Origin of the sequence: Candidatus Didemnitutus sp. (assembly GCA_019634575.1) — a bacterium.
Taxonomy (GTDB): Bacteria; Verrucomicrobiota; Verrucomicrobiia; order Opitutales; family Opitutaceae; genus Didemnitutus.
The window spans coordinates 103,158-125,935 of record JAHCAY010000001.1; the positions used below are offsets into that span (position 1 = coordinate 103,158).

14 protein-coding genes are annotated in these 22,778 nt (G+C 69.0%); 5 read left to right on the plus strand and 9 right to left on the minus strand.

Annotation, left to right across the window (positions count from 1 at the left end):
• The first annotated feature begins 1 nt into the window (after nucleotide 1).
• The 5 genes from KF715_00335 (at nucleotide 2) to KF715_00355 (ending at nucleotide 5,340) form a co-directional block, all read left to right on the plus strand.
• The gene (locus KF715_00335; protein ID MBX3735108.1) at nucleotides 2-1,420 is read left to right on the plus strand and encodes a rhamnulokinase; all 1,419 of its coding nucleotides are present in this window, start codon (nucleotides 2-4) and stop codon (nucleotides 1,418-1,420) included.
• Nucleotides 1,420-2,199: a (Fe-S)-binding protein gene (locus KF715_00340; protein MBX3735109.1), complete on the plus strand. Its 780-nt coding sequence runs from the start codon at nucleotides 1,420-1,422 to the stop codon at nucleotides 2,197-2,199. Before KF715_00335 ends, KF715_00340 begins: the two co-directional genes overlap by 1 nt.
• A gap of 107 nt (nucleotides 2,200-2,306) precedes the next feature.
• Nucleotides 2,307-3,701 carry an iron-sulfur cluster-binding protein gene (locus KF715_00345; GenBank protein MBX3735110.1) on the plus strand — a complete coding sequence of 465 codons (1,395 nt, stop codon included), beginning with the start codon at nucleotides 2,307-2,309 and terminating at the stop codon, nucleotides 3,699-3,701.
• A complete protein-coding gene (locus KF715_00350; GenBank protein ID MBX3735111.1) occupies nucleotides 3,695-4,309 on the plus strand; it encodes an LUD domain-containing protein in 615 nt (204 codons plus the stop codon). The genes KF715_00345 and KF715_00350 overlap by 7 nt, the downstream gene beginning before the upstream one ends.
• A gap of 62 nt (nucleotides 4,310-4,371) precedes the next feature.
• Nucleotides 4,372-5,340, plus strand: a complete 969-nt coding sequence (locus KF715_00355; GenBank protein MBX3735112.1) for a metallophosphoesterase — start codon at nucleotides 4,372-4,374, stop codon at nucleotides 5,338-5,340.
• A 157-nt stretch (nucleotides 5,341-5,497) separates the two neighbouring features.
• On the opposite strand, the gene KF715_00360 is transcribed toward KF715_00355, so the two are convergent.
• From KF715_00360 to KF715_00400, 9 genes are all read right to left on the minus strand, one after another.
• A complete protein-coding gene (locus KF715_00360) occupies nucleotides 5,498-5,689 on the minus strand; it encodes an MmcQ/YjbR family DNA-binding protein (protein MBX3735113.1) in 192 nt (63 codons plus the stop codon).
• Nucleotides 5,686-6,909, minus strand: a complete 1,224-nt coding sequence (locus tag KF715_00365; protein MBX3735114.1) for an SAM-dependent methyltransferase — start codon at nucleotides 6,907-6,909, stop codon at nucleotides 5,686-5,688. The genes KF715_00360 and KF715_00365 overlap by 4 nt, the downstream gene beginning before the upstream one ends.
• A gap of 187 nt (nucleotides 6,910-7,096) precedes the next feature.
• Entirely contained in the window at nucleotides 7,097-7,948 is an 852-nt protein-coding gene (locus KF715_00370; GenBank protein ID MBX3735115.1) for a tetratricopeptide repeat protein, read from the minus strand.
• A 54-nt stretch (nucleotides 7,949-8,002) separates the two neighbouring features.
• Complete coding sequence (locus KF715_00375; GenBank protein MBX3735116.1) at nucleotides 8,003-10,423, minus strand: ABC transporter permease; 2,421 nt, start codon at nucleotides 10,421-10,423, stop codon at nucleotides 8,003-8,005.
• Between the two features lie 141 nt (nucleotides 10,424-10,564).
• On the minus strand, nucleotides 10,565-13,024 hold the full coding sequence (locus KF715_00380) for an ABC transporter permease (protein MBX3735117.1): 2,460 nt from the start codon (nucleotides 13,022-13,024) through the stop codon (nucleotides 10,565-10,567).
• A gap of 38 nt (nucleotides 13,025-13,062) precedes the next feature.
• Entirely contained in the window at nucleotides 13,063-15,477 is a 2,415-nt protein-coding gene (locus tag KF715_00385) for an ABC transporter permease (protein ID MBX3735118.1), read from the minus strand.
• 15 nt (nucleotides 15,478-15,492) lie between these two features.
• Nucleotides 15,493-17,898: an ABC transporter permease gene (locus tag KF715_00390; protein ID MBX3735119.1), complete on the minus strand. Its 2,406-nt coding sequence runs from the start codon at nucleotides 17,896-17,898 to the stop codon at nucleotides 15,493-15,495.
• 13 nt (nucleotides 17,899-17,911) lie between these two features.
• Complete coding sequence (locus KF715_00395) at nucleotides 17,912-20,332, minus strand: ABC transporter permease (GenBank protein MBX3735120.1); 2,421 nt, start codon at nucleotides 20,330-20,332, stop codon at nucleotides 17,912-17,914.
• A 32-nt stretch (nucleotides 20,333-20,364) separates the two neighbouring features.
• Nucleotides 20,365-22,770 (minus strand): ABC transporter permease, encoded by a 2,406-nt coding sequence (locus KF715_00400; protein MBX3735121.1) that lies wholly within the window; start codon nucleotides 22,768-22,770, stop codon nucleotides 20,365-20,367.
• Between the last annotated feature and the right edge of the window lie 8 nt (nucleotides 22,771-22,778).

A 22,778-nucleotide genomic window follows, 5' to 3' on the forward strand; every position in this document is an offset into this window, starting at 1 on the left:
TATGAAAGCCACCGTCCATTGTGCCGCGATCGATCTGGGGGCCACGAGCGGCCGCGTCATTGTCGGCACTTGGACGAAAGGCCGACTCGATCTCACCGAGGTTCATCGGTTCCCGAATCAATTCCGCTCGCTCGGCGCGAACGACTACTGGGACCTGCCGTATCTCTGGAGCGAAGCCCGCGCCGGCCTGCTGAAGGCGAAGGCGCAGTTCCCGAAGCTCGCTTCGGTCGGTTGCGATGCGTGGGGCGTCGATCACGTCTTGGTGAACGCGGCGGGTCGTCCCGTATATCCGGTGCACGCCTACCGCGACAAGCGCACGCTCGAACCGGCGAAGAAGTTCGAGCAGACCGGCTATCCGCGCATCTACGCGCTCACCGGCCTGCCGAGTCACGTTTTCAACACGAGCCTCCAATTGCAGGAAACGCTCGCGGCCTGTCCCGGCATCGCTCGCACCGCCGCGCGGTGCCTGTTCATCGCCGACTACTTCAATTTCCTGCTCTCCGGCCGCATGGAGAACGAGATCTCCATCTGCAGTCACTCGCAGTTCCTCGACGTGAAGAGCACCGAGTGGTCGGCGGCGGCGATGAAATACTTCGGCATTCCGCGCCATTGGTTCAGCCGTCCGGCGCTGGCGGCGCAGAAACTCGGTCCGGTGCGCGACATCCCCGAACTCGCCGGCGTCGAGACCGTGCTGGCACCCGGGCACGACACCGCTTGCGCCTTCGCTGCGATGCCCGCCGCCGCGGACGGCTCCGATCTCTACCTGAGTTCCGGCACGTGGTCGCTCCTCGGTTTTGAAAGCGACACGCCGGTGCTCGGTGAGGCGGCGCGCGCCGCTCGCGTCTCGAACGAGCGCATGGGCGACGGGCGCTATCGGCCGCTGCGTTCCTGTCTCGGGCTTTGGTTGCTCGAGCAAACGCTGCCGGCCTTCGCGGTCCGTCCCACGAGCCCGGCGCAGTGGAAGAAGCTCATCGCCCTCGCCGAGAAAGCGCCCGCGCCGACGCGGCTGCTCGATGTGACGGACGCCTCGCTCTTCAACCCACCCGACATGCGCGCCGCGATCGATGCGCAGCTGAAGCAGAACGGCGCGCGTCCGCCGCGCGACCTCGCCGGCTACGTGCGGCTGATCTGCGACTCCCTCGGCCGCGGGCACGCCGATGCGGTGCGGAGCTTCGAGCAGTTGTCCGGACGTAGATTCAAGCGCATCCTCATTGTCGGCGGCGGCTCGAAGAACCGGCTGCTTTGCCAGGCGACGGCGGATGCCAGCGGTCTGCCCGTCGTGTCGTATTCGCTCGAAGGCACCGCGGTCGGCAATCTCGCCAGTCAGCTAATCGGACTCGGTGTCGTTCGTGATATCCACGCCTTCCGCGCCCACCTGGCTCGCCAACTCGAGGCGACTGTCTACACTCCGCGATCCTGATGCATGCTCCCATCCGTCCTTCGCCCTTCGCACCCGGTGAGCGACCGAAGATTCAGTTGATGGCGACGTGCCTGTGCGACGCGTTCTACGACGACGTTGCGCGCGCCACCGTGGAGGTTCTCGAACACCTCGGCGTTGAGGTGGAATTTCCCGAAGGGCAGACCTGCTGCGGACAACCGGCGTTCAACGGCGGCGACTGGCCGGCCTCGCGCAAGGTCGTGCGCCACACGCTGCGCACTTTCGCCGGCACCACGCCGGTGCTGCTCCCGTCCGGCTCGTGCGCCGCGATGCTGCGTCACGGCGCACTGCTCGAATTCGAGAAGGAAGCCGACTTGCCCGAAGTCAAAGCGCTCGCGGCGCGCACGTGGGAGTTCGCCGATTTCATCGTCAACGCGCTCGGCGTGAAGACCTGGCCCGGGCGCTACGAGGCGACGATCGCGTTTCATCGCAACTGCCACAATCGCGGCACGGGCAGCGAAGCCGCCTCGCTCGCGCTGCTCGCCTCGATCGCCGGTGCTAAGGTCGTGCCCTTCGGCGAGCAGGAGCAGTGCTGCGGCTTCGGCGGCACATTCTCCGTGGCGTTCCCGCACGTTTCCTCGAGCATGGGCACGTTGAAGCTGGAGCATATCCGCGCCGCGCAGCCCGACGTGCTCGTCTCCGGTGACATGAGCTGCCTCATGCACATGGGCGGGCTCGCGCAAAAAGCCGGCCAGCCGGTCAAAACCCAGCACATCGCGCAGGTGATGCGGGATGCGCTGAAGAACAGCGGTAAGCTTTAAGCGCTAAGCTGTAAGCCCAAGCCCATGTATCTTACCTCGATTCAAGAATCCCGTCGCGTTTCGTCCGACGCTTACGGCTTAACGCTTATCGCTTAAAGCTTCCTGCTATGGCTTCCCAGCCCATCGACCAAGCCGCCGCGACGCTGCCCGCCGACAAGCGCGCCTCGGTTTATCAGAGCACGAAGGCGACGCACGAGAAGCGCACCAAGCTGCTCTTCGACCAGTTCAACGATCCCGACCTGCTCCGTCGGCGCGCCGGCGAGATCAAGCAGCACGTCATCGAGAACCTCGACACGCTGCTGCCGGCCGTCGAAGCGAAACTGAAGGCGAACGGCGCGCAGGTGCACTGGGCCTCGACTGGCGACGATGCCTGCGCCGCCGTGCTGCGCATCATGCAGGCGCGCGGCGCGAAGAAGATGGTGAAGGCGAAGACGATGGTCTCCGAGGAGATCGAGCTCGCGCACTACCTCGAGAAGCACGGCATCGAGGCGCTCGAGACCGACCTCGGCGAATTCATCGTCCAGATCGACCAGGACCACCCGAGCCACATCGTCCGCCCGATCATCCACAAGAACCGCCGCGAGATCGCGACGAGCTTCGAACGCGAGGGCCTCGGCGCCTACAACGACGATCCGGAGACGATCACGCGGCGCGCGCGGCAGTTTCTCCGTCACAAATACCTCCAGGCCGACGTCGGCCTGACCGGCGCCAACTTCGTCTCCGTCGAGAGCGGCCGGCTCGTGCTCGTGACGAACGAGGGCAACTCGCGGTTCAGCCTCGCCGCGCCGAAGGTGCACATCGCCCTCGTCGGCATCGAGAAACTGGTCCCGCGCGACCGCGACCTCGGCGTGCTGCTGAATCTCCTCGCGCGCTCCGCCACGGCGCAGCAGCTGACGGTCTACACCGAATTCATCTCCGGCCCGAAGCACGCGACGCAGCCCGACGGCCCCGAGGAGATGCACGTCATCTTCGTCGACAACGGCCGCACCGACGTCCTCGCCTCCGAGTGCCGCGAGATCCTGCGCTGCATCCGTTGCGGCGCTTGCCTGAACGTCTGCCCGATCTACCGCCAAGCGAGCGGTCACGCTTATCGCAGCGTTTATCCCGGCCCGGTTGGCGCCGTGCTTTCGCCGCTGCTGGCGGGAAAGAAATTCCCGGAACTCGCCGACCTGCCGAAGGCCTCGTCGCTGTGCGGCGCGTGCAACGAGGTGTGTCCGGTGAACATTCCGATTCCCGACCTGCTGCTCCGGCTCCGCGAGAAGGGCAAACGCGAGGGCGCGCCGCTCGCCGCGGTCGGCACGCCGCCGATGGGCGCGTGGGCGCTCATGGCTTCGCAACCCACGGCGTGGAAAGCCGCGCTCTTCGGCGGCAAGGCGCTGAATTATCTCCCGACCAAGCTCATCCCCGTGCCCGCGTTGCGCGCGTGGGAGGAGAAACGCGCCTTACCCGCGTGGCGCGGCGGCGAATTCCGGAAGTGGATGAAGCAGCGGAGGAAATCATGAGCACCGATCGCGAAGCCATTCTCGCGCGCGTGAGCGCGGCGCTCGCTCCGCTGCCGCAGCGCGCGGCGCTGCCCGATTGGGAGCGCGAACTCGTGCGCATGCGCCAGATGCAGGGCGTCACCGATCTCGCCGCGACCTTCTGCACTCGCCTGAAAGGCGTGAACGGCACGCCGCTGCAATCGGCGGCGGAGCTGGCCGACTTGCTGGCGAAGAACAACTGGACGCGCGGCTACTGCGACCCGGCGTTGCTGCCGGCGCTGGGCGCCTCGCTCGCCGGCGTGCAAATCGAGACGACCTACGACCGCACGCGCGTCGACGACTACGCGTTTGGTATCACGCGTGCGACGGCGGCGATCGCCGAGACCGGCACGGTCGTGTTGACGGACGCCGACACGAGCTCGCGACTCGCGGCGCTGGCGCCGTGGGCGCACATCGTGGTGCTGAAGCGCGGCGATATTTTCCCGGACATTCCGGCCGCACTCGCGGCGCTGCCCACGGACCCGAACGTCATCTGGGTCACCGGTCCATCGAAGACTGCGGATGTCGAGGGCATCCTGATCGAAGGCGTCCACGGACCGGGTGTGCAGGCGGTGTTGTTGGTCGACTGACGCCGGCGCGGGAAAAGCGCAGTCTTGCGGTCGAGCGGACTCTCGCGTCCCATCCCGGCCGCATGAATCGCCGCCACTTCGTTCGGACCCTCGGCGCGTTGGCGGGCACGGCTGCGGCCGCGCCGCTCCTCGTCGCCGCCGAAAACGCCTCGCGTCCCCGCGCCCTGCGCGTCGCCCACATCACGGATACTCACGTCACGACCAATCCGAATTGCGCGGCCGGCCTCGAGCGGCTCCTCGCCGGTCTGGCCGCGCTCGATCCGGCGCCGGATTTCATCCTGCACACGGGCGACGTGATCATGGACTCGTGGGCGGTGCGCGACGCGGCGCGCGTCGACCAACTGTGGAACGTCTGGCGTGGCGCGGCGGCGCAGCTGCGCGCCCCGTTGCGCGCGTGCCTCGGCAATCACGACATCTGGATCGGCGAGACGCGCGAGCGGGGCGGACTGCGCTACCAGTTGCGCGCGATGGATGAGCTGCAGCTGGAGCGCCCATGGTATGCGTTCGAGCAAGGCGGCTGGCGGTTTCTCGTGCTGGACAGCACGCGGCCGGTGGTCGATGGCGAGAAGACCTATTATCGCGCGCACCTCGATCCGGAGCAGCTCGAGTGGTTCCGCGGCGAGGTGGCGCGCACGCCGGCGGCGCAGCCGTTGGTGGTTTGCTCGCACATTCCCATCCTGTCGGCGGCCGTGCACGAGTGGGGACAGGTGCTTGAGAAAGTGGTCGATTTTCCCGCGCCGGGCCGGGCCTCGGGCGGAAGGGTGGTGAGCTCGGCGCTCATGCACACGGACAGCAGCGTGTTGCAGGCGGTGCTGCGGAAACGCGGCGGCGTCACACTCTGCGTCAGCGGGCACCTGCACCTGCAGGACCATGTCGTCTACGACGGCGTGCACTATCTCGGCAACGGGGCGGTCAGCGCCGATTGGTGGGGCAAACCGGTGTTTCACCAGACCGGCGCGGGCTTCGCGGTGCTCGATCTGAGCCCGGACGGCTCGTGGAACCGCACGTATCACTCCTGCGCCTGGGCCTGAAGCGTCCTTAGCGGCGCTTCGGCGCTCGGGACTTCTTTTTCGCAGCGACGTTGGCGGCGGCGAGTGCGAGCGCGGCGCGCACTGGCTCCACCCGGGCGTCGGCGAGGAAGAGAATGGTGTAGCCTTGGGCGCCCCACGCGCCGTTGGCCGGGCGAAATCAGCTCGCGGACGCGCGGAGCACCGCGGCTTGCTGCACGGGCGTGAGCTTCACCATGGCCCAGCCGACGTCCGGCGACTCGAGCGAGGCGATGACGCGGCCGCCGAGACGGAAGTCCGCGTGGCCGCAATGCGCGCCTTCGCTCGCGCCGGGAAGGGCGAGGACAAGACGTCTGAAGTCCGCAGCGGTCACGGCAACGACAGCGCGAAGTCGAGGTGCGCGGCCAGCGCCTGGCGTTTCACGCCGTAGAATTCGGCGAACGCGCGAATGGCCTGTGCGCGCTCGGCGCGCTCGTCGGCGCTATCGGCGCGGGCGCGCTTGGTGGCGGCGATCATGAGGTTCTTCGCCGTGTGCTCGGTGGAGATGAACTCGAAGACTTTGGTGTCGTAACCGGCCCACTCGAGCAGCAGCGCGCGCAGGGCGTCGGTGGCGAACTCCGCGTGGCGTTCCTGGAAAATGCCGTGCCGCAGCGCGGGTGCGAGCACAGGGGCGGCGCACAACTGCGGGCGAAGTTCCTTCTGGCAGCACGGCGCGGTGACGATCAACGCGCTGCCGGCGGCGAGGCCGCGCGCGATGGCGTCGTCGGTCGCGGTGTCGCAGGCGTGGAGCGCGATCAGGACGTCGGGCGTGGGCAGCGTGGCTTCCTGGATCGTGCCGCGGACGAACGAGAGCTTTTCGCGACCCGTGTCGTGGGCGAGCGTGTTGCACTGGGCGACGAGTTCCGGCCGCAGCTCGACGCCGCACACGCGGACCGAGAGCTTGGCGACGCGGTCGAAGTAGTCGTGCGTGGCGAACGTGAGGTAGCCTTTGCCGCAACCCATGTCGGCGATTTCGATCGGCCGGTCGCGCGGCAGCGTGGCGTCGGCGACGAGATGATGGAGGAGCTCGACGAATTTATGAATCTGCCGGTGCTTGTCGGCCATGCCTTCGCGGACGATGCCGGCGGAGTTGGTGACGCCGAGCGCGTGCAGCCAGTCGTGGCTCGACGCGGGGAGCAGGCGGGCTTTGGCGCGATCGTGGGCGTCCTCGCGCACGAGTTTCGCGGCGGCGGGCGGCGTGTTCTTGCCGAAGGTGAGGCGCGGTTCGCCCTTCTTGTTGAACTCGAGCTGCGCGGTGCGCGCGCCGATGAAGAGGTGGGCGCTGTGGAAGATCGTGCCGACGAGCCGACCGACCTCGATGATGCCGTCGGCGGGCGGGATGTTCTTCGTGAGATCGCGGCGGTCGTGCCGCCAGAGGAAGCTCAGGTGCGCGCCGGATTTCAGGCGCACGGGGCGGACGAAGACGTTTTGCAGCGTCGCGTCGTCGCCACCACGGGGTTTGCCGAGCGTCAGGCGCGTGAAGGTGCCGTCGCGCACGCTCGCGTCGAGCAGGGCGAGGAATTCCGAGACTTCAGGCGCAAGGCCGGTGGACATGCCCGAAGGGTGCGCGCGCGGGACGCGGGAGGCAAGTGGCGAGAGCGAGCGTGCGGCTGGTGCGGCGGATGTGAGTGTGCTTGAGCACCGGGCCAACCCGCGCCCGGAGGTCGCGGGCTACCACTCTGCGAGTTCTGCTACGATTGATGCGGGCGCGCGTTGGGCGATGAGCTTGGAATCGGCACGCTCAGCCGAGTTTTTTCAGCGAGTCGATCGCCGGCTGGAACTTCGGATCGAGCGCGAGGGAGGCTTGGTATGCGGCGCGGGCGGCGGCTTTGTCGCCCTTTTTCTCGTGAATGTTGCCGATGCGCCAATGCGCCGCGGCGTGCGGTGGCAGGCCGGCGGGCGGCGTCAGCGTGAGGCATTTCTGGAGGTTCGTGAGGCCGGCATCGAGGCGCTGGCCCGAATCGGCGGCCGTGCGGCCGAGGCCGTAGAGTGCGGCGTAGTCGTCGGGATTGGCGCGCAGCATCTCGTCGAAGATGGCGAAGGCTTCGTCGAATTTCCTTTCACGGACGAGGAGGGCGACCTTGGCGTTCTTGCCGCGGAGGGGGTCGAGTTTGATGAGCACCTCGGATTGCGCGAGGGCCTTGTCGAATCCGCCGCCCATGAAACCGGGCGCCTGCATGTAATATTGGAACAGCGCGCTCTGCGCGTCGTAGCTGGACGGATCGAGCGCGACGGCCTTCTCGAATTCCGTGCGCGCCTTGCTGGCGAGGGCCGCTTTGCCGAAAAGGCCGGCGCTCTGGGCCTGGTTGCCGTAGGCGCCGCCGAGTTCGAGGTGGTAGGCGCTCTTCGCGCCATCGAGGGCGACGGCGGCCTGGAAGTGCGCGACGGCGGCGTCGGTGTCTTTGGCACGCAGGTCGAGGCGGCCGAGGTAATAGGGAATCTCCGCGTTCTTCGGCTCCGTCTGGAGCAGCGCCTCGAATGCCGTGCGTGCTTCGGCGTCCTTGCGCTGTTTGTAGAGTCCGACGGCATCGTCGAATGCGGGCGAGGCGGACAGGGTGGTGGCGGCGAGCAGGAAGAGGGCGAGTGGGCGCATGGCGGCGGAGAGGAGATGGGCCAATTCAGACCACGCGAGAAGCCGAAAGTGCCCTCACTCGGTGCGAAGCGCGACGAGCGGATCGACACGGCTCGCGCGCCACGACGGCAGCAGGCAGGCCAGGACCGCGACGCCGGCGAACACGACCGTGACGACCGCGTAGACAGTGGGCTCGAACGGGCGGATCTCGTAGAGCAGCGCCGAGAGCAGATGCGCCAGGCCGGCGGCGCCCGCGAGGCCGACGCCCAGCCCGAAGGCGACGAGTCCGAGCCCCTGCCGCACGATCAACGCGACGACATCGCCGCGCGCGGCGCCGAGCGCCATGCGGATGCCGATCTCGCCGGTGCGTTGCGCCACGGAGTAGGCCAGCACGCTGTAGAGTCCGACGGCGGCGAGGACGAGGGCGATGCCGGCGAAGAGCGCAGTGAGCGACGCGACGATGCGCTGAAAGCCGAGGCTGAGCTGAAGGAGATTTTCCATCGTCTGGAAAAACGACACGGGTTGGTCGCGATCGACCGAAGCGACGGCGGTGCGGAGAATGGCCTGCAATCCGCCCGCGTCGCCCGTCGTGCGGGCCACAATGGCGAGTCCGGGGCGCGGCAGCTGGCCGAGCGGGTAGAAGACTTCGTCCGGGGGCGGCTGGCCGAGGCCGAGCGTGCGCACGTCGGCGACGACGCCGACGATCTCGTGGGCGAATTCCGCGTCGCGGCCGCGGCGGACGACTTTGCCCAGCGCACTCTGGCCGGGAAAGAGGCGGCGCGCGAAGGATTCGTTGATCAGGCAAACGCCCGGCGCGCCCTCGCGGTCGCGCTCGGTGAAGTCGCGCCCCTCGCGGAGCGGAATGCCGAGGGTTTTCAAGTAGCCGGGCGTGACGATGCGGAGTCCGGCGAGCGGGCGTTGTGGGAGCGGCAGCGCAGCGTCGGTGCCGACCGTGTAGGGCGCGCGCGGCGCGTTGCCGCTGAGCGGCAGACCGATCACGGCGGCGGCGGACTCGATTTGCGGCATGGCTTGCAGCCGCTCGATCACCGCGCGGTAAAATTCCACCTGTTCCGCGCCGGTCCGGTAGCGGGTGTTGGGCAGGCCGACGAACGCGGCGGCGACGCCGCGCGCCGAGAAGCCCGGCGGCGTGCGCTGGAGCTTGAGGAACGAGGCGAGCAGCAGGCCCGAGCCGACGAGCAGCATGACGGAGAGCGCCACCTCGGCGACGACGAGCGCGCCGCGGAAACGCTTGCCGCGCGGACCGCCGGAGGAGCCGCGCGAGGAATCCTTGAGCGTTTCGGTGAGCGCGACTTGCGAGGCCTGCCACGCGGGAAAGAGTCCGATCAGCACGCCGACGACGAAGGTTACACCGACCGTGGCGGCGAGTGCGGGCAGACTCACGCCGAGGGCGGTGTCGGGCGGGAGCTGGTTGGCGAGCAGACTGCGGATGCCGGAGAGCGACCAGACGGCCAGCAGCACGCCGAGTCCGCCCGCGACGACACTGAAGAGCAGGCTTTCGACGAGGAACTGGCGGACGAGCATGCCGCGCGTGGCGCCGAGCGACTGGCGGACGGCGATTTCCCGCTGGCGCGCGGAAAGGCGGCCGAGGAAGAGACTGGCGACGTTGGCACAGGCGATGAGCAGCACGAATGCGACGGCGCCGAGCATCATGCGCATCGTCGGGCGCAGGCCGCTGACGAGCGTCTCGGTGAACGCGCGCGGGTCCATCTGATTGTCGGCGTCGAGGCGCGAGGCGAACTGCTCGCGGTAGGCGCGGTCGTGCGCGGCGCAGGCGGCGCGGGCCTGATCGAGCGTCACGCCGGGGCGCAGACGGCCGAGAGCCTGGGTGTAGCCGGCGCCAGCCTGGATTTGCGCGGGCAGGAGGCCGCCGACCTCGAAGACGCGCGGGACGAAAACCTGGACGCCGACGAAAGGGTTGCCGAGGCGCGGCGGCATGATGCCGACGACGTGGTGCGGTGTGCCGCTGAGGAGGATGTTTTCGCCGAGGATCGACTCGCGTCCGCCGAAGCGCGTTTGCCAGTATTCGTGGGCGAGGATGACGACGGCCGGGCCGTTGGGCAGGTCTTCCTCGCGGGTGAAGGCGCGTCCGCGCGCCGGTTTGATGCCGATGGTGGAGAAGAAGTCGGCGGTCACGCGCAGCACCGTGACCTGCTCCGGCTCGCCGTTGCCGGTGAGCGTGTGGGAATCGAACGACGTCGTGGTGAGCGACTCGAAGACATTGCCGGTGGCGCGGCGCAGTTCCTCGAAGCGCGGCCAGGAGATCGCCGGCGCGACGAACTGCCGCTCGTTGTTCACCGCCCACACGGCCACGAGGCGCGACGGTTCGGGGAACGAAACCGGGTTGAGCATCAGCCGGTCGAAGAGGGTGAAGAGGGTGGTGTTGGCGCCGATGCCGACGGCGATGGTGAGGACGGCGACGGCGGTGAAGCCGGGCGATTTCAGGAGCGAGCGAAACGCGGTTTTGAGCGAGTGCATGGACGGGCGGGGACGGGGAGGCGCAGCTCAGATGCCGCGACGCAAGGGGACCGGCAACGCAACAGCGGACAGGCCGCCAGGGTGCGGGACGACCGATGCAATCCGCAGGATGAGTGGGCGCGCGGCGAGTGCGCGCGATCGCTATTCCGCGCGGAGGGCGTCGACGGGATTCACCTGCGTGGCGCGGCGGGCGGGGAGCCAGCAGGCCAGCAGCGCGGAGCAGGCGAGCACGACCACGACCGCGGCGAAGGTCCACGGATCGAAGGCGCTGAGGTGGGCGAGCTGCGATTGGAGGAAGCGCGTGGTGGCGAGCGCGCCGACGAGGCCGAGGGCGAGACCGAGCGCGACGACGCGCATCGATTGGAAAATCACGAGGCGAAGGATCGCGCTGCGCTCGGCACCGAGGGCGAGGCGGACGCCGATCTCGCGCGTGCGCTGCGTGACGCTCCAGGCGACGACGCCGTAGATGCCGACGGCCGCGAGCGCGAGGGCGGTGCCGGCGAAGAGGCCGAGGAGGAGCGTGTTGAACCGGGTGCCGCGGAGGAAATCGCGCAGGGTGAGATCCATCGTCGTGATGCGTTCGACGGGGAGGTTGGGGTCGAGCTGGCGGAGGGTGGAGCGGACCATCGGGACGGCGTCGAGCGGCGCGCCCTTCGTGCGGACGAGGAGGAACCCCGCGCGCCGCAGCGGCGGAAAATCCCACGCCTGGCGCAGCGGCGCGTAGACCGACGAGATGTCGTTGCTGACGGGGCCGAAGTGGCGGACGTTTTCGACCACGCCGACGACGGTGGCCCATTGGGTTTTTGCGAGTTCCGGTGGGAGGATGCCGCCCTTGTTGAGGTGCGCGGGAATGCCGAGCATGACGCGCTGGCCGAGCGGATCGCCGTCGGGAAGAAAATGTTTCACGGCGGCCTCGTTGAGCACGATCACGGGTTGCGATCCTGCGGTGTCGGTGGGTTCGAGGCCGCGGCCGCGCTTGATGCGGATGCCCTGGGCGCGGAGGAGGTCGGCGGTGCCGAACGTGAACTGCACGCCCTGCAGGTCGTCGAGCGTGTTATAGGTTTTGCCTTCGACGACGAGCGGCATGCCGCTGCCGCCCATCATCGGGACGTTGGTGGCATGCGCGACGGATGCGACGACCGGCAGCCGGCGGAGCCGCTCGATGGCGGCCTCGAAGAACTGCGTCGACTGCTCGGTGGTGGCGTAACGCGACTCGGGCAGCTGGATGGGAATGACGAGCAGGTGCTCGCGGTCGAAGCCGAGATCGACGCGCTGGAGTTGCGCGAAGTTCCGCAGGAGCAGTCCGGCGGCGACGAGCAGCATGAGCGAGAGCGCGACCTCCGCGACGATGAGGCCGGAGCGGACGCGGCCGGTGCGGGCGCTGGCGGTGCCGCGGGCGTCGTCGGCGAGTCCGGGCGCGAGGGCGGCGCGGGAGCCTTCGAGGGCGGGGAAGAGCGCGAAAAGCAGCAGGGTGCCGAGCGTGATGCCGAGCGAGAAGAGCAGGACGAGGCCGTTGACGCGGATCTCGGACTCGGCGGGCACGGCATCGGCGGGAATCACCGCGAGGATCGCCTCAAGGCCCCAATAGGCGAGGACGATGCCGCCGATGCCGCCGAGGGCCGCGAGCGGCACGCATTCGACGAGGGTCTGCCGGAGCAACTGCCCGCGGTCGGCGCCGAGCGCGGCGCGCACGGCGAACTCGCGGCGGCGCGCGGTGGTGCGCGCGAGGAGGAGGTTGGCGACGTTGGCGCACGCGATGAGCAGGACGCCGCCGACGGCGGCGAGGAGGATCAGGAGCGGATCGCGCAGCTGGGAGCCGGTGTTGGCGGCGAGGCGTTCGAGGCGGACGCCGACGTCCTTGTTGGTGTCGGGGTGCTGCTTGGCGATCTGCGCGGCGATGAGGTTCAGCTCGGCGCGGACGTCCTCCATGGTTTTGCCGGGCTTCGGGCGGGTGACGACCCAGGAGTCGGTGCGGAGCACGCGACTTTGGAGGATGGGCGTGCCGGCGTTGAGGCCGACGGGCGTCCAGACGTCGCCGGCCCAGAATTTGAAATTCGCGGGCATGACGCCGATGACGGTGTAGGCGACGCCGTTGAGCTGGATGACGCGGCTGAGGATCGCCGGATCGGAGGCGAAGCGGTTTTTCCAGGTGGCGTGGCTGAGGACGACGACGGGCGAGGCGGATGGACGGTCTTCCTCGGCGGTGAAAACGCGACCGAGGAGCGGCTGCATGCCGAGCAGCGACCACGCGCCGGCGGAGATGGTGGCGTTGCGGAGCGAAGCCGGCTCGGGAATGCCGGTGAGCGTCACGGCGTCGGCGCCGGCGTAGACGAGTTCCTCGGTGGTCTGGACGGCTTTCTGCCAATCGAGAAAGTCGGGGTAGGTGACGGAAAACTGGCTGTTCGGTTCCGTCGTGCGCATCTCGGCGACGAAGAGGATCTCATTGCCCTGCTTGTAGGGAAACGGGTGGAGCAACACCGCGTGGATGACGCTGAAGATCGCGGTGGTTGCGCCGATGCCCAGCGCGAGCACGAGTGCGACCGTGGCGGTGAAGCCGGGATTCTTGAGCAGCGAGCGAAGGGCGAGGCGCAGGGTCATCATGGCGGGGCGGGGTATAGGCGTGAGACGGCGGCGGGCGATCACTCCGCGCGCAGCGCGACCATCGGATCGACGCGGGCGGCGCGGCGCGCGGGGAGCCAGCAGGCGAGCGTGGTGACGGCGAGGAGGAGCACCGGCACGCCGGCATACACCAGCGGCTCGCCGAAGGGCACGCCGACGAGGCGGTGTTGCAGGAAATAGCCGATGGCCAGCGCCACCGCCCAGCCGGCGGCGCCGCCGATCAGGACGACGCGCATGCCCTGCCAGACCATGAGGCCGACGACCTGACCCGCCGACGACCCCAACGCGATGCGCACGCCGATCTCGCGCGTGCGTTGAGCGAGCGCGTAGGCGATGACGGCGTAGAGGCCGATGGCCGCGAGCACGAGGGCGAGCGGACCGAGGAAGGCCAGCATCTGCGCGGGCATGCGCTGCGTGATCAGGTTGTTTTCGACGTGCTGGGCGAGAGTGCGGATTTCGAGGAGCGGCAGCGCAGGATCGATCTGGCGCAGAACATCGCGGACGGCGCCGAGGGCGGCGCGCGGATCGCCCTCGCTGCGGATGTGGAGGACGGGTTGCACCAGCGTGCGCGAGCGCGCGGTGAGCCACGCGAGCGGCAGCGGCGCTTCATTGAGGGATTCGTAGCGCGCATCGCGCACGACGCCGCTGACGATGTATTCGGTGTCGTTGACGATGAACTTGCGGCCGAGCGGCGTGACGCCCGGCCAATAGAGCTGCGCCATGCGTTCGTTGATGACGGCGTCGACGGGCAGATCGGGGCGTTCCAGCGGCGTGAGGTCGGTGCCGGCGCGCAGCGGCATGCCGAGGGTCTGCAGGTGTCCCGGCGAGGCGAAGGCGTAGCGGATCTTCGCCGTGCCATCGAACGGGTAGCCCGCGACCGCGATGACGCCGGTGGGCAGGCCGTGCAGATCGAGGAGGACGCTGTTGCTCACCGATGCGCCGCTAATGCCGGGCGCTGCGCGGAGGCGGCGCAGCAAATCGGGCATGAACGCACGGGTGCGCGCGCCGTTGTAGCCCTTGGCGCCGAGGTCGAGCGAGGCAAGGAGAACGCGATCGACGTCGAAACCGGGGTGCGCGGCGAGGGCGCGACGGAAACTGAGCGAATAGAGGCCGGCGAGCACGAGGAGCACGACCGCGAGCGCGACTTCGATCGTGACGAGCACGTCGCGGAGCCGGCTGCGGCCGGGCAGGGCGCCCGAGCCGTTGCGCAGCGAGTCGATGACGTCGGCACGCGTGAGCTGGAGCGCCGGCGCCAGGCCGAACACGACGCCGCAGACGAGGGCGAGACCGGCGCCGAAGACCAGGGCGGGCCAGTTCAACTCCGTGGCGACACGCAGGTGCAGGTTGCCCGGGAGCGAGAACGGCAGGTTGCGGAGGATGTCGCCGCCCCAGAGGGCCACGATATAGCCGACGAGAATCGCGCAGGCGGCCAGCGTGACACTCTCGCCGAGCAGTTGAAGGAGGATGCGGCGCGGAGCGGCGCCGAGAGCGAGGCGCACGCCGATCTCGCGCCGACGGGTCGAGGCCTGCGCGAGCAGAAGGCCCGCGGTGTTGGCGCAGACGACGGCGAGGATGAGCGCGGCGAAGAGTTGCAGCGTGGCGAGCGCGAGCACCATCGCCTGTCCGCCGCGCGGCGAGCGCCACAGCGGCAGCAGCGTGTAGCCGAGGCCGCGATTCGTCTCCGGATGGGTATCGAGCAGGAAGCGGGCGGCGGCATCGAGCTCGCCTTGCGCGCGGGCGGCGGTGACCTCCGGCGGCAGGCGTGTGAGCATGGTGTAGCCGCGCGCCTTGCGATCCGTCAGCTCGGTGGTGCCCGGCTGGAGTTCGCGGGCGAAGGCGGCGGGCACCCACACGTCGAAGCTCACCGCGTTGAGTCCGCCGAAGAATCCGCGGGGGGCGACGCCCACGATGGTGCAGACGCGGTCGTTGAGCCGGACGGTCCGCCCGACGATGTCGCGATCGGAATGAAAACGCGTGCGCCAGAAATCGTGCGAGAGAACGACGGTGGGTTCGTCGCCGGCCTGGAGCCCTTCGCCGGCGCGGAAATAGCGACCGAGACCGGGCGCGACGCCGAGGACCGCGAAAAAATTGTCGGAGACCAGCTGCGCGGATACGCGCTCGCCGGCCGAGGCGTCGCCGAGGGTGAGCGGGCGGTTGCGCTGCAGCGCGATGCCCGGCAGCGACGGCGTGCGCTCCCGCAAGTCGAGGTATTCGAGCCAGGAGGTGGAGACGTATTTGCCGGTGTCGTCGAGCGTCTCGAGCGACACGAGCCCCGCGCTGCGCGCACCGGGAAGCGGGTCGAACGCCACCTCGCGCAGCCAGCTGAAGATGACGGTGTTCACGCCGATACCGACGCCGAGCGAAAGCACGATCACCGCAGTGAGGAGCGGGCTGCGGGCGACGTTCCGAAGAAGGAAGCGGAGACTGGTGGGCATCGGGAAGGGGGCGGGTTATTCGGCGCGGAGGGCAACCATCGGGTCGACGCGGGCGGCGCGGCGCGCGGGCAACAGGCAGGCGACGAGCGCAACCAGGCTGAGCAGCACGGCGACGGCGGTGAGCACGAGCGGGTCGCGCGCGCTGGTGCGGAAGAGCATCGATTCCATGACGCGCGATGCGGCGACCGAGCCGGCCAGACCGAGCAACACTCCGAGCGCGAGCAATTTGCCGCCGGCCGCGAGCACCAGGCGATGGATGTCCGCCGGCAGTGCGCCGAGCGCGACCCGCACGCCGAACTCCGTGCGGCGCTGCGCGACGCCGTAGGCGATGACGCTGTAGATGCCGAGAGCGGCGAGCAGCACCGCGAGTGCGGCGAAGACGCCGAAGAGTCCGAGGATGAAGCGCTCGCGCGCGCTCGCTTCGTCGACGTAGCCGCGCAGCGTGCGTCCGAGCATGACGGGTTGGGCCGGATCCACGGCGAGCACGCCTTGCTTCAAGACCGGATTCGCGGCGGCCGCGGCGGCGTCGGAGTCGAAACGCGCGACAAAAGTGAGCTCGTCGAACGGCTGTTGGGCCAGCGGCTCGTAAACCTGCGGCAGCGTCGCAACGTCGACGCGGGCATGCTTGATGTCACCGACGACCCCGACGATTTCGCGCCAAGCTTGGGGGCCGATGCCGACGCTGATGCGCTTGCCGAGGGCATCTCCGGCGGGGAAGTGCTGCCGGACGAAAGATTCGCTGACGATGGCGACCCGCGGCGCGTCCTTGCGATCGAGCGGCGTGAAAAAGCGGCCGCGCAAAAGAGGAATGCTCAGCGCCCGAAAATAATCGGGGCTGATCGCGAAGTATTGCACGGAGACGCCGTCGCCGCCGGGTTTGGGCGCGGGGCGGCCCTCGAACTCGAGCGACAGCACCCAATCGCCGTTCATGTAGGGGACGACGTGCGATGCCGCGACGAAGCGCATGCCGGGTATCGCGCGATAGTTTTCCAGCACCTGATTGGTGAAGAGCGCCTGCTTTTCCGGCGTGTCGTATTGGCTTTCCGGCAGCGCCACCGAGGCGACGGCGACCCCGGTCGGATCGAAGCCCGGACTGGTGTGCACGAGCGTCACGAAGCTCCGCATGAGCAGGCCGGCGCAGGTGAGGAGCACGAGTGCGAGCGCCATCTCGAGCACGACCAGGGCCGAGCGCGCCCAGCGCATGCCGCCGTCGCCGGCGGCACGGGCGCCGTTCTTGAGCGCGTCGATGAGATTGACGCGCACGCCGGCCAGCGCGGGGGCGAGGCCGAAGACGATGCCGGTGACGACCGACAGTGCGGTCGTCGCGCCGATGGCGCGCCAATCGAGCGCAATCTCCGCGGCGCGCGGCAAAGCGTCGCCGCCGAAGGCGATCACGAGATCGAGCCCCCAACGGGCGGCCAGAATGCCCAGCGCGCCGCCGGCGAGCGAGAGCACGAGACTTTCCGTGAGCAAGAGCCGCATGGTGCGCCAGCGCGAGGCTCCGAGCGCGGCGCGGATCGAAATCTCGCGATGTCGCACGGTCGCGTGCGCCAGCATGAGGTTGGCGATGTTCGCGCAGGCGATCAGGAGCATGGCACCGACGGCGCCGAGCAAGAGATAGAGTGCGGTGCGAGCGCTGCGCGTGTTGTTTTCGAGGATGGTGATGCCGAAGGCGTCCCAGCCGGCGTTCGAATCGGGAAATTCTCGGGCGAGCCGGGCGGTCACGGTCGCGAGCTGGGCGTTGGCCTGTTCGAGCGTCGCGCCGGGCTTCAGCCGGCCGACCATGCTGAGGTAGTGCCCGCTGCGCTCGGCGGCTTGGTCCGGGGGCAAGGCCATCGGCACGATCAGATCGAGCGTGGTGCCGCGGCGGAAATCCGGGCCCATGACGCCGATGACAGTGTAGCTTCGTCCGCTGAGCGTGATGGCTTGGCCGACGATGTCCTCCCGACCGCCGAACTGCCGTTGCCAAAAGCCATAGAGGAGCACGACGACGTTGCCTTTGCCGGGCGCATCTTCCGCGGGGCCGAAGGCACGACCGATGAACGGTTGGGTTTTCAGGACCTCGAAGTAGCGTCCGCTGGCGCCTTGGGCGCTCACGCGCACCGGCTCGCCATGGCCGGTGAGATTGAAGCGCCGGCCGGTGGTCGCATAGGTGCTCTCGAAGGCGTCGATCTCGGCCGCGTAGGTCGCGTAGTTGCCCGGCGAGACCGAGAACTGGGGAAAGCGCGGCATGGCGCGTTCGCGCACGACGACCAGCCGGTCGGATTCCGGGTATTCGACCGGGCGCAGCAGCACGGAGTCGACGATGGTGAAGATGATCGTCGTGGCGCCGATACCGAGGGCGAGAATCAGCAGGACCGTGAGCGAGAAGCCCGGCGATTTCGTCAGTTGGCGGAGGGCGTAGCGGAGGTCGGTCAGCATGGTGGTGGAAAAATTATTCGGCGCGGAGCGCGTCGAGGGGATTAACGCGCGTGGCGCGCGCGGCGGGCACGAGGCAGGCGACCGTGGCGACGACGGCGAAGAACAACGCGACGACGGAAAACACCAGCGGGTCGAACGGTTTCACCTCATAGAGCGCGTCGGCGAGCAGCCGGCTCGCGCCGAAGGCGCCGAGCAGGCCGAGACCGAGGCCGCCGCCGACTTGCACCGCGCCGGTGCGGAGGACGAGCGCGAGGATGCTGCCGGGCGTCGCGCCGAGCGCCATGCGCACGCCGATCTCGCCGGTGCGCTGGGTGACGGCGTAGGCCATCACCGAATAGACGCCGACGGCGGCGAGCAGCGCGGCGATGGCGGCGAAAGTGAGGAGCAGGGCCATCGTCACGCGCTGCACGCCGATGGAGGAGGCGACGAGCTGCGCGTAGGTTTGCGGCGTCGCGACGGCGACGGTGGGATCGATCTCCTTCACCAAGCGGCGCAACACGGGAATGACGGTCGAGGCGGAGAGGCCGGGTTTGGCCACAGCGACGACGTTCATGAAGGCACCACCCCGTTGCGCGCGCGGGAAATAGATTTCATCCGGCGGAGGCGCGGCGAGGCCGGAGGCCTTCACGTCGCGGATGACGCCGACGATGCGGTTCTTCGTGCTGCCGCGTCCGGTGAGCAGGACCTGATCGAGGGCGCGCTCGCCGGGGAAGAGTTTCTTCGCGAGGGTTTCGTTGATGAGGACGACGTTTTCGCCGCCGTTGCGGTCGTTGGCGTCGAAGAAGCGGCCCTCGCGGAGCTGGATGCCCATGGCGGCGAAATAGCCGTAGCTGACCTGGCGGATGCTCGCGAGCGGTTGCTTGGTGAGCTCGGGGATCGGACGGCCTTGCACCGCGAACGGCGAGATCGCGCCGATGCCGGTGAGAGGTGCGCCGAAGACGACGCCGCCGGCCTCGAGTTCGGGCGCGTCGTTGAGCTTTTGCTGGAGCTGCTGGTAGAACTCGCGCGAGAGCTCCGGCGTGGAGTAGCGCGCGCTCGGCAGGTTGAGCTGGCCGAGGGCGCGGCGCTCGACTTGGAAACCGAGGTCGGAGCTCTGGAGTTTGTAGAAGCTGAGGACGAGCAACCCGGCGCAGATGAGAAGCGTGAGGGACATCGCGACCTGCGCGACGACGAGGAAGTGACGGAAGGCCTTGGCCGCCGAGCCGCCGCCGGCGCCGCGGGTGTTGTCCTTGAGGACGGTGCCGACATCGGTGCGCGACGCTTGCCAGGCGGGATAGACGCCGATGAGCACGGCGGCGACGAGCGCGGTGACGAGGGCGAAGCCGAGCACGACCGGGTCGAGGGAAATTTCGTCCGCGCGCGGGAGTTGCGGGCCGGCGACAATCTGGATGCCGCGGAGGCTCCACCACGAGAGCAGCACGCCGATGGCGCCGGCGGCGAGGGTGAACACGACGCTCTCGGCGAGGAATTGCCGCACGACCTCGGCGCGGCGTGCGCCGAGGGACATGCGGACGGCGATTTCCTTTTGCCGTGCGCTGACGCGGGCGAGGAAAAGATTGGCGATATTCGCGCAGGCGATGAGCAGCACGGCGGCGACGGCGCCGGCGAGCGTCCAGAAGGTGCGGTCGAGGTTGCCGAGCACCTGCTGGGTGACGGTGCGCAGCTCGTTCTTGTTCTCGGCGTCGATGTGAGAGGCCTTGTCGGCCTTGAACTGCTGCACCATCTCGGCGAGGCGGAGGTTCGCCACTTTCAGCGACACGCCGGGGGCGAGGCGGGCGAAGGCCTGGTGCGTGATGGCGTTGTCGCGGTTGGCGCGCGGGAGATAGGGCAGGTCATCGGCGCGCGGCACGAGCACGGCCGTGCCGTTGAACGGCTGCGGAAGGTTGTCGAAGACGCCGACGACGGTGCGGCCGACGCCGTCGAATTGGATCAGACGGCCGACGATGTTCGGGTCGGAGCTGAAGCGTGTCTGCCAGAGCTGGCGGCTGATCATCGCGACGGGTGCGCCGCCTTCGGAGTCTTCCTCCCGGGTGAAATTGCGGCCGCGGATGGTGCCGAGGCCGAGGACGGGGAGGAAGTTTTGCGTGACGTGGATGCCGGGGAGTTGCTCGGGTTCACCTTCGCCTTCGGTGAGCGTGAAGCTGTTGCCGGCCGACATGGAGATGTCGGCGAACACGTCGGTGCGCGTGCGGAACGCCTCGAATTTCGCCCAGGAGAGCGCGGGGGCTTCGAGGTTGCGTTCGTCGTTGCGCGCCCAGATGGCGACGAGCGTCTCGGGGTTTGGATAGGGGAGCGGGCGGAGCACGACGGCTTGCAGCACGCTGAACAGCGCGGTGCAGGCGCCAATGGCGATGGCCATCGTCAGGATGGCGACGACGGAGAATCCCGGCGTCTTGGTGAGCGAACGGAAGGCGAAGCGGAGATCGGCGAGCATGGGGAAAAGCAATCGTGGAGGGGAGAAATCGGTCATTCGGCGCGCAGAGCGATCATCGGGTCCACGCGGGCGGCGCGGCGAGCGGGCAACCAGGCGGCGAACATGCAGATCACCACCAGCAACGCGGCGACGCCGACGAGCAGGAGCGGGTCGCGCGGATCGCTGGCGAAGAGCAGGCTTTCGAGCACACGACCGGCGCCGAGGAAGGCGAGCGCGCCGCCGGCCAATCCGAGAGCAATGGCCGGCAGATAATGACGCACGACCGTGGTCGGGAGCGACGCGGGTTCGGCGCCGAGGGCGAGACGCACGCCGAATTCCTTGCGCCGACACGCGACAGCGTAGGCGACGATGCCGTAGAGTCCGATCGCTGTCAGCAGCGTGGCGGCGAGGGCGAAGCCCGCGGTCAGCCGGGTCTGGAAGCGCTGTGGCGCAACGGCGTTCGCGGCCAGCGTGTCGAGCGGGCGCACCCATGCGAGCGGCACGTCGGGATCGGTTGCCTGCAACGCGGCGCGCAGCGTGGCGGCGAGCGGAGTCAGTTGGCGGCCGCGCACCACGAGCCGGCCGCGATAGGGCGGCCAGTCGGTGTAGGGGCGATAGAGCGTGGGTGCCGGCTGGCGGTCCGCGTCCGCGCGGACGTCGCCGGTGACGCCGATGACGGTGGCTTCGGTCTCGCCGTCGCGGGTGAGGCGGCGACCGACGGGATCCTGATCGCCGAAAAGCGTGCGGGCGAGGCTGCGCGAAATGATGACGGCTTCGGCGCCGCGGTCACGGGGCTCGAAGGTTCGCCCGCCGAGCAACGGCAGACCGAGCGCGCTAAAGTAGTCCGGGCTCACGAAGCGGATGTTGACGGACGGCCGTTCGTCGGGCACGCGCCCGTCGCCGAGCACCCAGATCTTGTCGACCCAGGTTTCGCCCTGCAGTGGCAGCTGGTTGGTGACGCCGGCGGATTCGATGTCGGCCGTGGACTCGAGACGGGCGAGCAGGCGGGCGTAGAACTGGCTGGCCTGAGCGTCGTCCTTGTATTTCTCCGCCGGGAGGAGGACCTGGGCGGCCAGGACCTGACTGCTGCGGTAGCCGGCGTCTGTGTGCAGCAGTCGTGAAAAGCTCTGCATCAGCACGGCGGCACCGGCGAGGAGCACGAAGCTGAGCGCGATTTGCACCGCGACGAAGCTGCGATGCCGACGATTGGTGCGGCGCCCGCCTGCGACGGCGCGTGCCTGCCCGATGTCCGCGCCCGGAGTCGACGCGGCGAGCTGCCAGGCGGGCACGAGGCCCGTGAACAGGCCGCAAAGTCCGGCGAGCACCAGCGTGAAGCCGACGATGTCCGGATCGAGCGTGACCTCGGCGAGGCGCGGCAGGTTGGCCGGTGCAAAACGCGGCAGCGCGGCGATCGTGGAGTTGGCGATCAGCAGGCCGAGCGCGCCGCCGGCGGCGGCAATGGTCAACGGTTCGAGCAGCGCCAAGCGGAAGATGCGGGAGCGGGTGGCGCCGAGCGCCACTCGCAGTGCAATCTCGCTGCGCCGCTGCTCCGCCCGGGCAAGGAGGAGTCCGGTGAGATTGACGCAGCCGATCAACAGGACGGCGAACACGGCGGCGAGGAGGAGCCAGAGTCCGGTGCGACTTTGCCGGACGAGGTTTTCCTGCAGCGGTGTGAGCAGGCTGCGCAACTCGATCGTGCTACCGTCTTCGCGAGCGAGCGCGGCGCCGATCCCGTCGAGCTCGCGCTGTGCGGCGGCCAGCGTCACGCCGGGCCGGAGGCGGGCGAATACGGCGTAGTTGTGGCGTCCCCACTTGTCCGCGAGCTCCTCCGCGGCGAACACCAGCGGCTTGAAGACGTCGGGCCCGGCGTAGCCGGCGGGGGCGAGATTCAGCGCATCGAGCGCGGGCGACGGCGGGAGGATGCCGACGACGGTGTGCGGCACGCCATCGAGCGAAAGCGTTCGCCCGAGCGCGGCCGGATCGGCGTGGAAACGCGCGCGCCAGAGGCGGTCGGAGATCACCACGACGTGCGCCGCGGCGTCCTTTTCCTCGGATTCGGTGAAGCCGCGGCCGAGGCCGGGCTGAAGGCCCAGCGTCGGCAGGAAACTGGCGGTCGCGTAGGTGAGCGCGACGGGGATGGCGCCGTCGGCACCATTCAGGGCCGCGAGGCGGGGGCTGGCGATGCCGAGTTCGGCGAAGGAGTGGCTGCGCTCGCGCCACTCCTGATAGTGCCAGGCGTTGACGGGGAGCGGGGCGGGCGAAATCGACGGCACCAGCTCGCGCGCGAAGACGAGCTGCTCCGGTTGCGGCAGTGTCAGCGGCCGGAGCAGCACGGCATTGAGGATGGAAAACATCGCCGTGCCGGCGCCGATGCCGAGCGCCAGCGTGCCGATCGCGACGAGCGTGAAGCCCGGCGTCGTGAGCAGGCGGCGGAGAACGAAGCGAAGGTCGGGCAGCATGGTGCGGA

Bases quoted from the DNA above. Each gene is read 5' to 3' on its own strand.
- KF715_00375 (MBX3735116.1), bottom strand. From the start codon at position 10,423: ATGCACTCGCTCAAAACCGCGTTTCGCTCGCTCCTGAAATCGCCCGGC.
- KF715_00395 (MBX3735120.1), bottom strand. From the start codon at position 20,332: ATGCTCGCCGATCTCCGCTTCGCCTTCCGTTCGCTCACCAAGACGCCG.
- KF715_00385 (MBX3735118.1), bottom strand. From the start codon at position 15,477: ATGCCCACCAGTCTCCGCTTCCTTCTTCGGAACGTCGCCCGCAGCCCG.
- KF715_00370 (MBX3735115.1), bottom strand. From the start codon at position 7,948: ATGCGCCCACTCGCCCTCTTCCTGCTCGCCGCCACCACCCTGTCCGCC.
- KF715_00390 (MBX3735119.1), bottom strand. From the start codon at position 17,898: ATGCTGACCGACCTCCGCTACGCCCTCCGCCAACTGACGAAATCGCCG.
- KF715_00365 (MBX3735114.1), bottom strand. From the start codon at position 6,909: ATGTCCACCGGCCTTGCGCCTGAAGTCTCGGAATTCCTCGCCCTGCTC.
- KF715_00400 (MBX3735121.1), bottom strand. From the start codon at position 22,770: ATGCTGCCCGACCTTCGCTTCGTTCTCCGCCGCCTGCTCACGACGCCG.
- KF715_00345 (MBX3735110.1), top strand. From the start codon at position 2,307: ATGGCTTCCCAGCCCATCGACCAAGCCGCCGCGACGCTGCCCGCCGAC.
- KF715_00335 (MBX3735108.1), top strand. From the start codon at position 2: ATGAAAGCCACCGTCCATTGTGCCGCGATCGATCTGGGGGCCACGAGC.
- KF715_00340 (MBX3735109.1), top strand. From the start codon at position 1,420: ATGCATGCTCCCATCCGTCCTTCGCCCTTCGCACCCGGTGAGCGACCG.
- KF715_00355 (MBX3735112.1), top strand. From the start codon at position 4,372: ATGAATCGCCGCCACTTCGTTCGGACCCTCGGCGCGTTGGCGGGCACG.
- KF715_00380 (MBX3735117.1), bottom strand. From the start codon at position 13,024: ATGATGACCCTGCGCCTCGCCCTTCGCTCGCTGCTCAAGAATCCCGGC.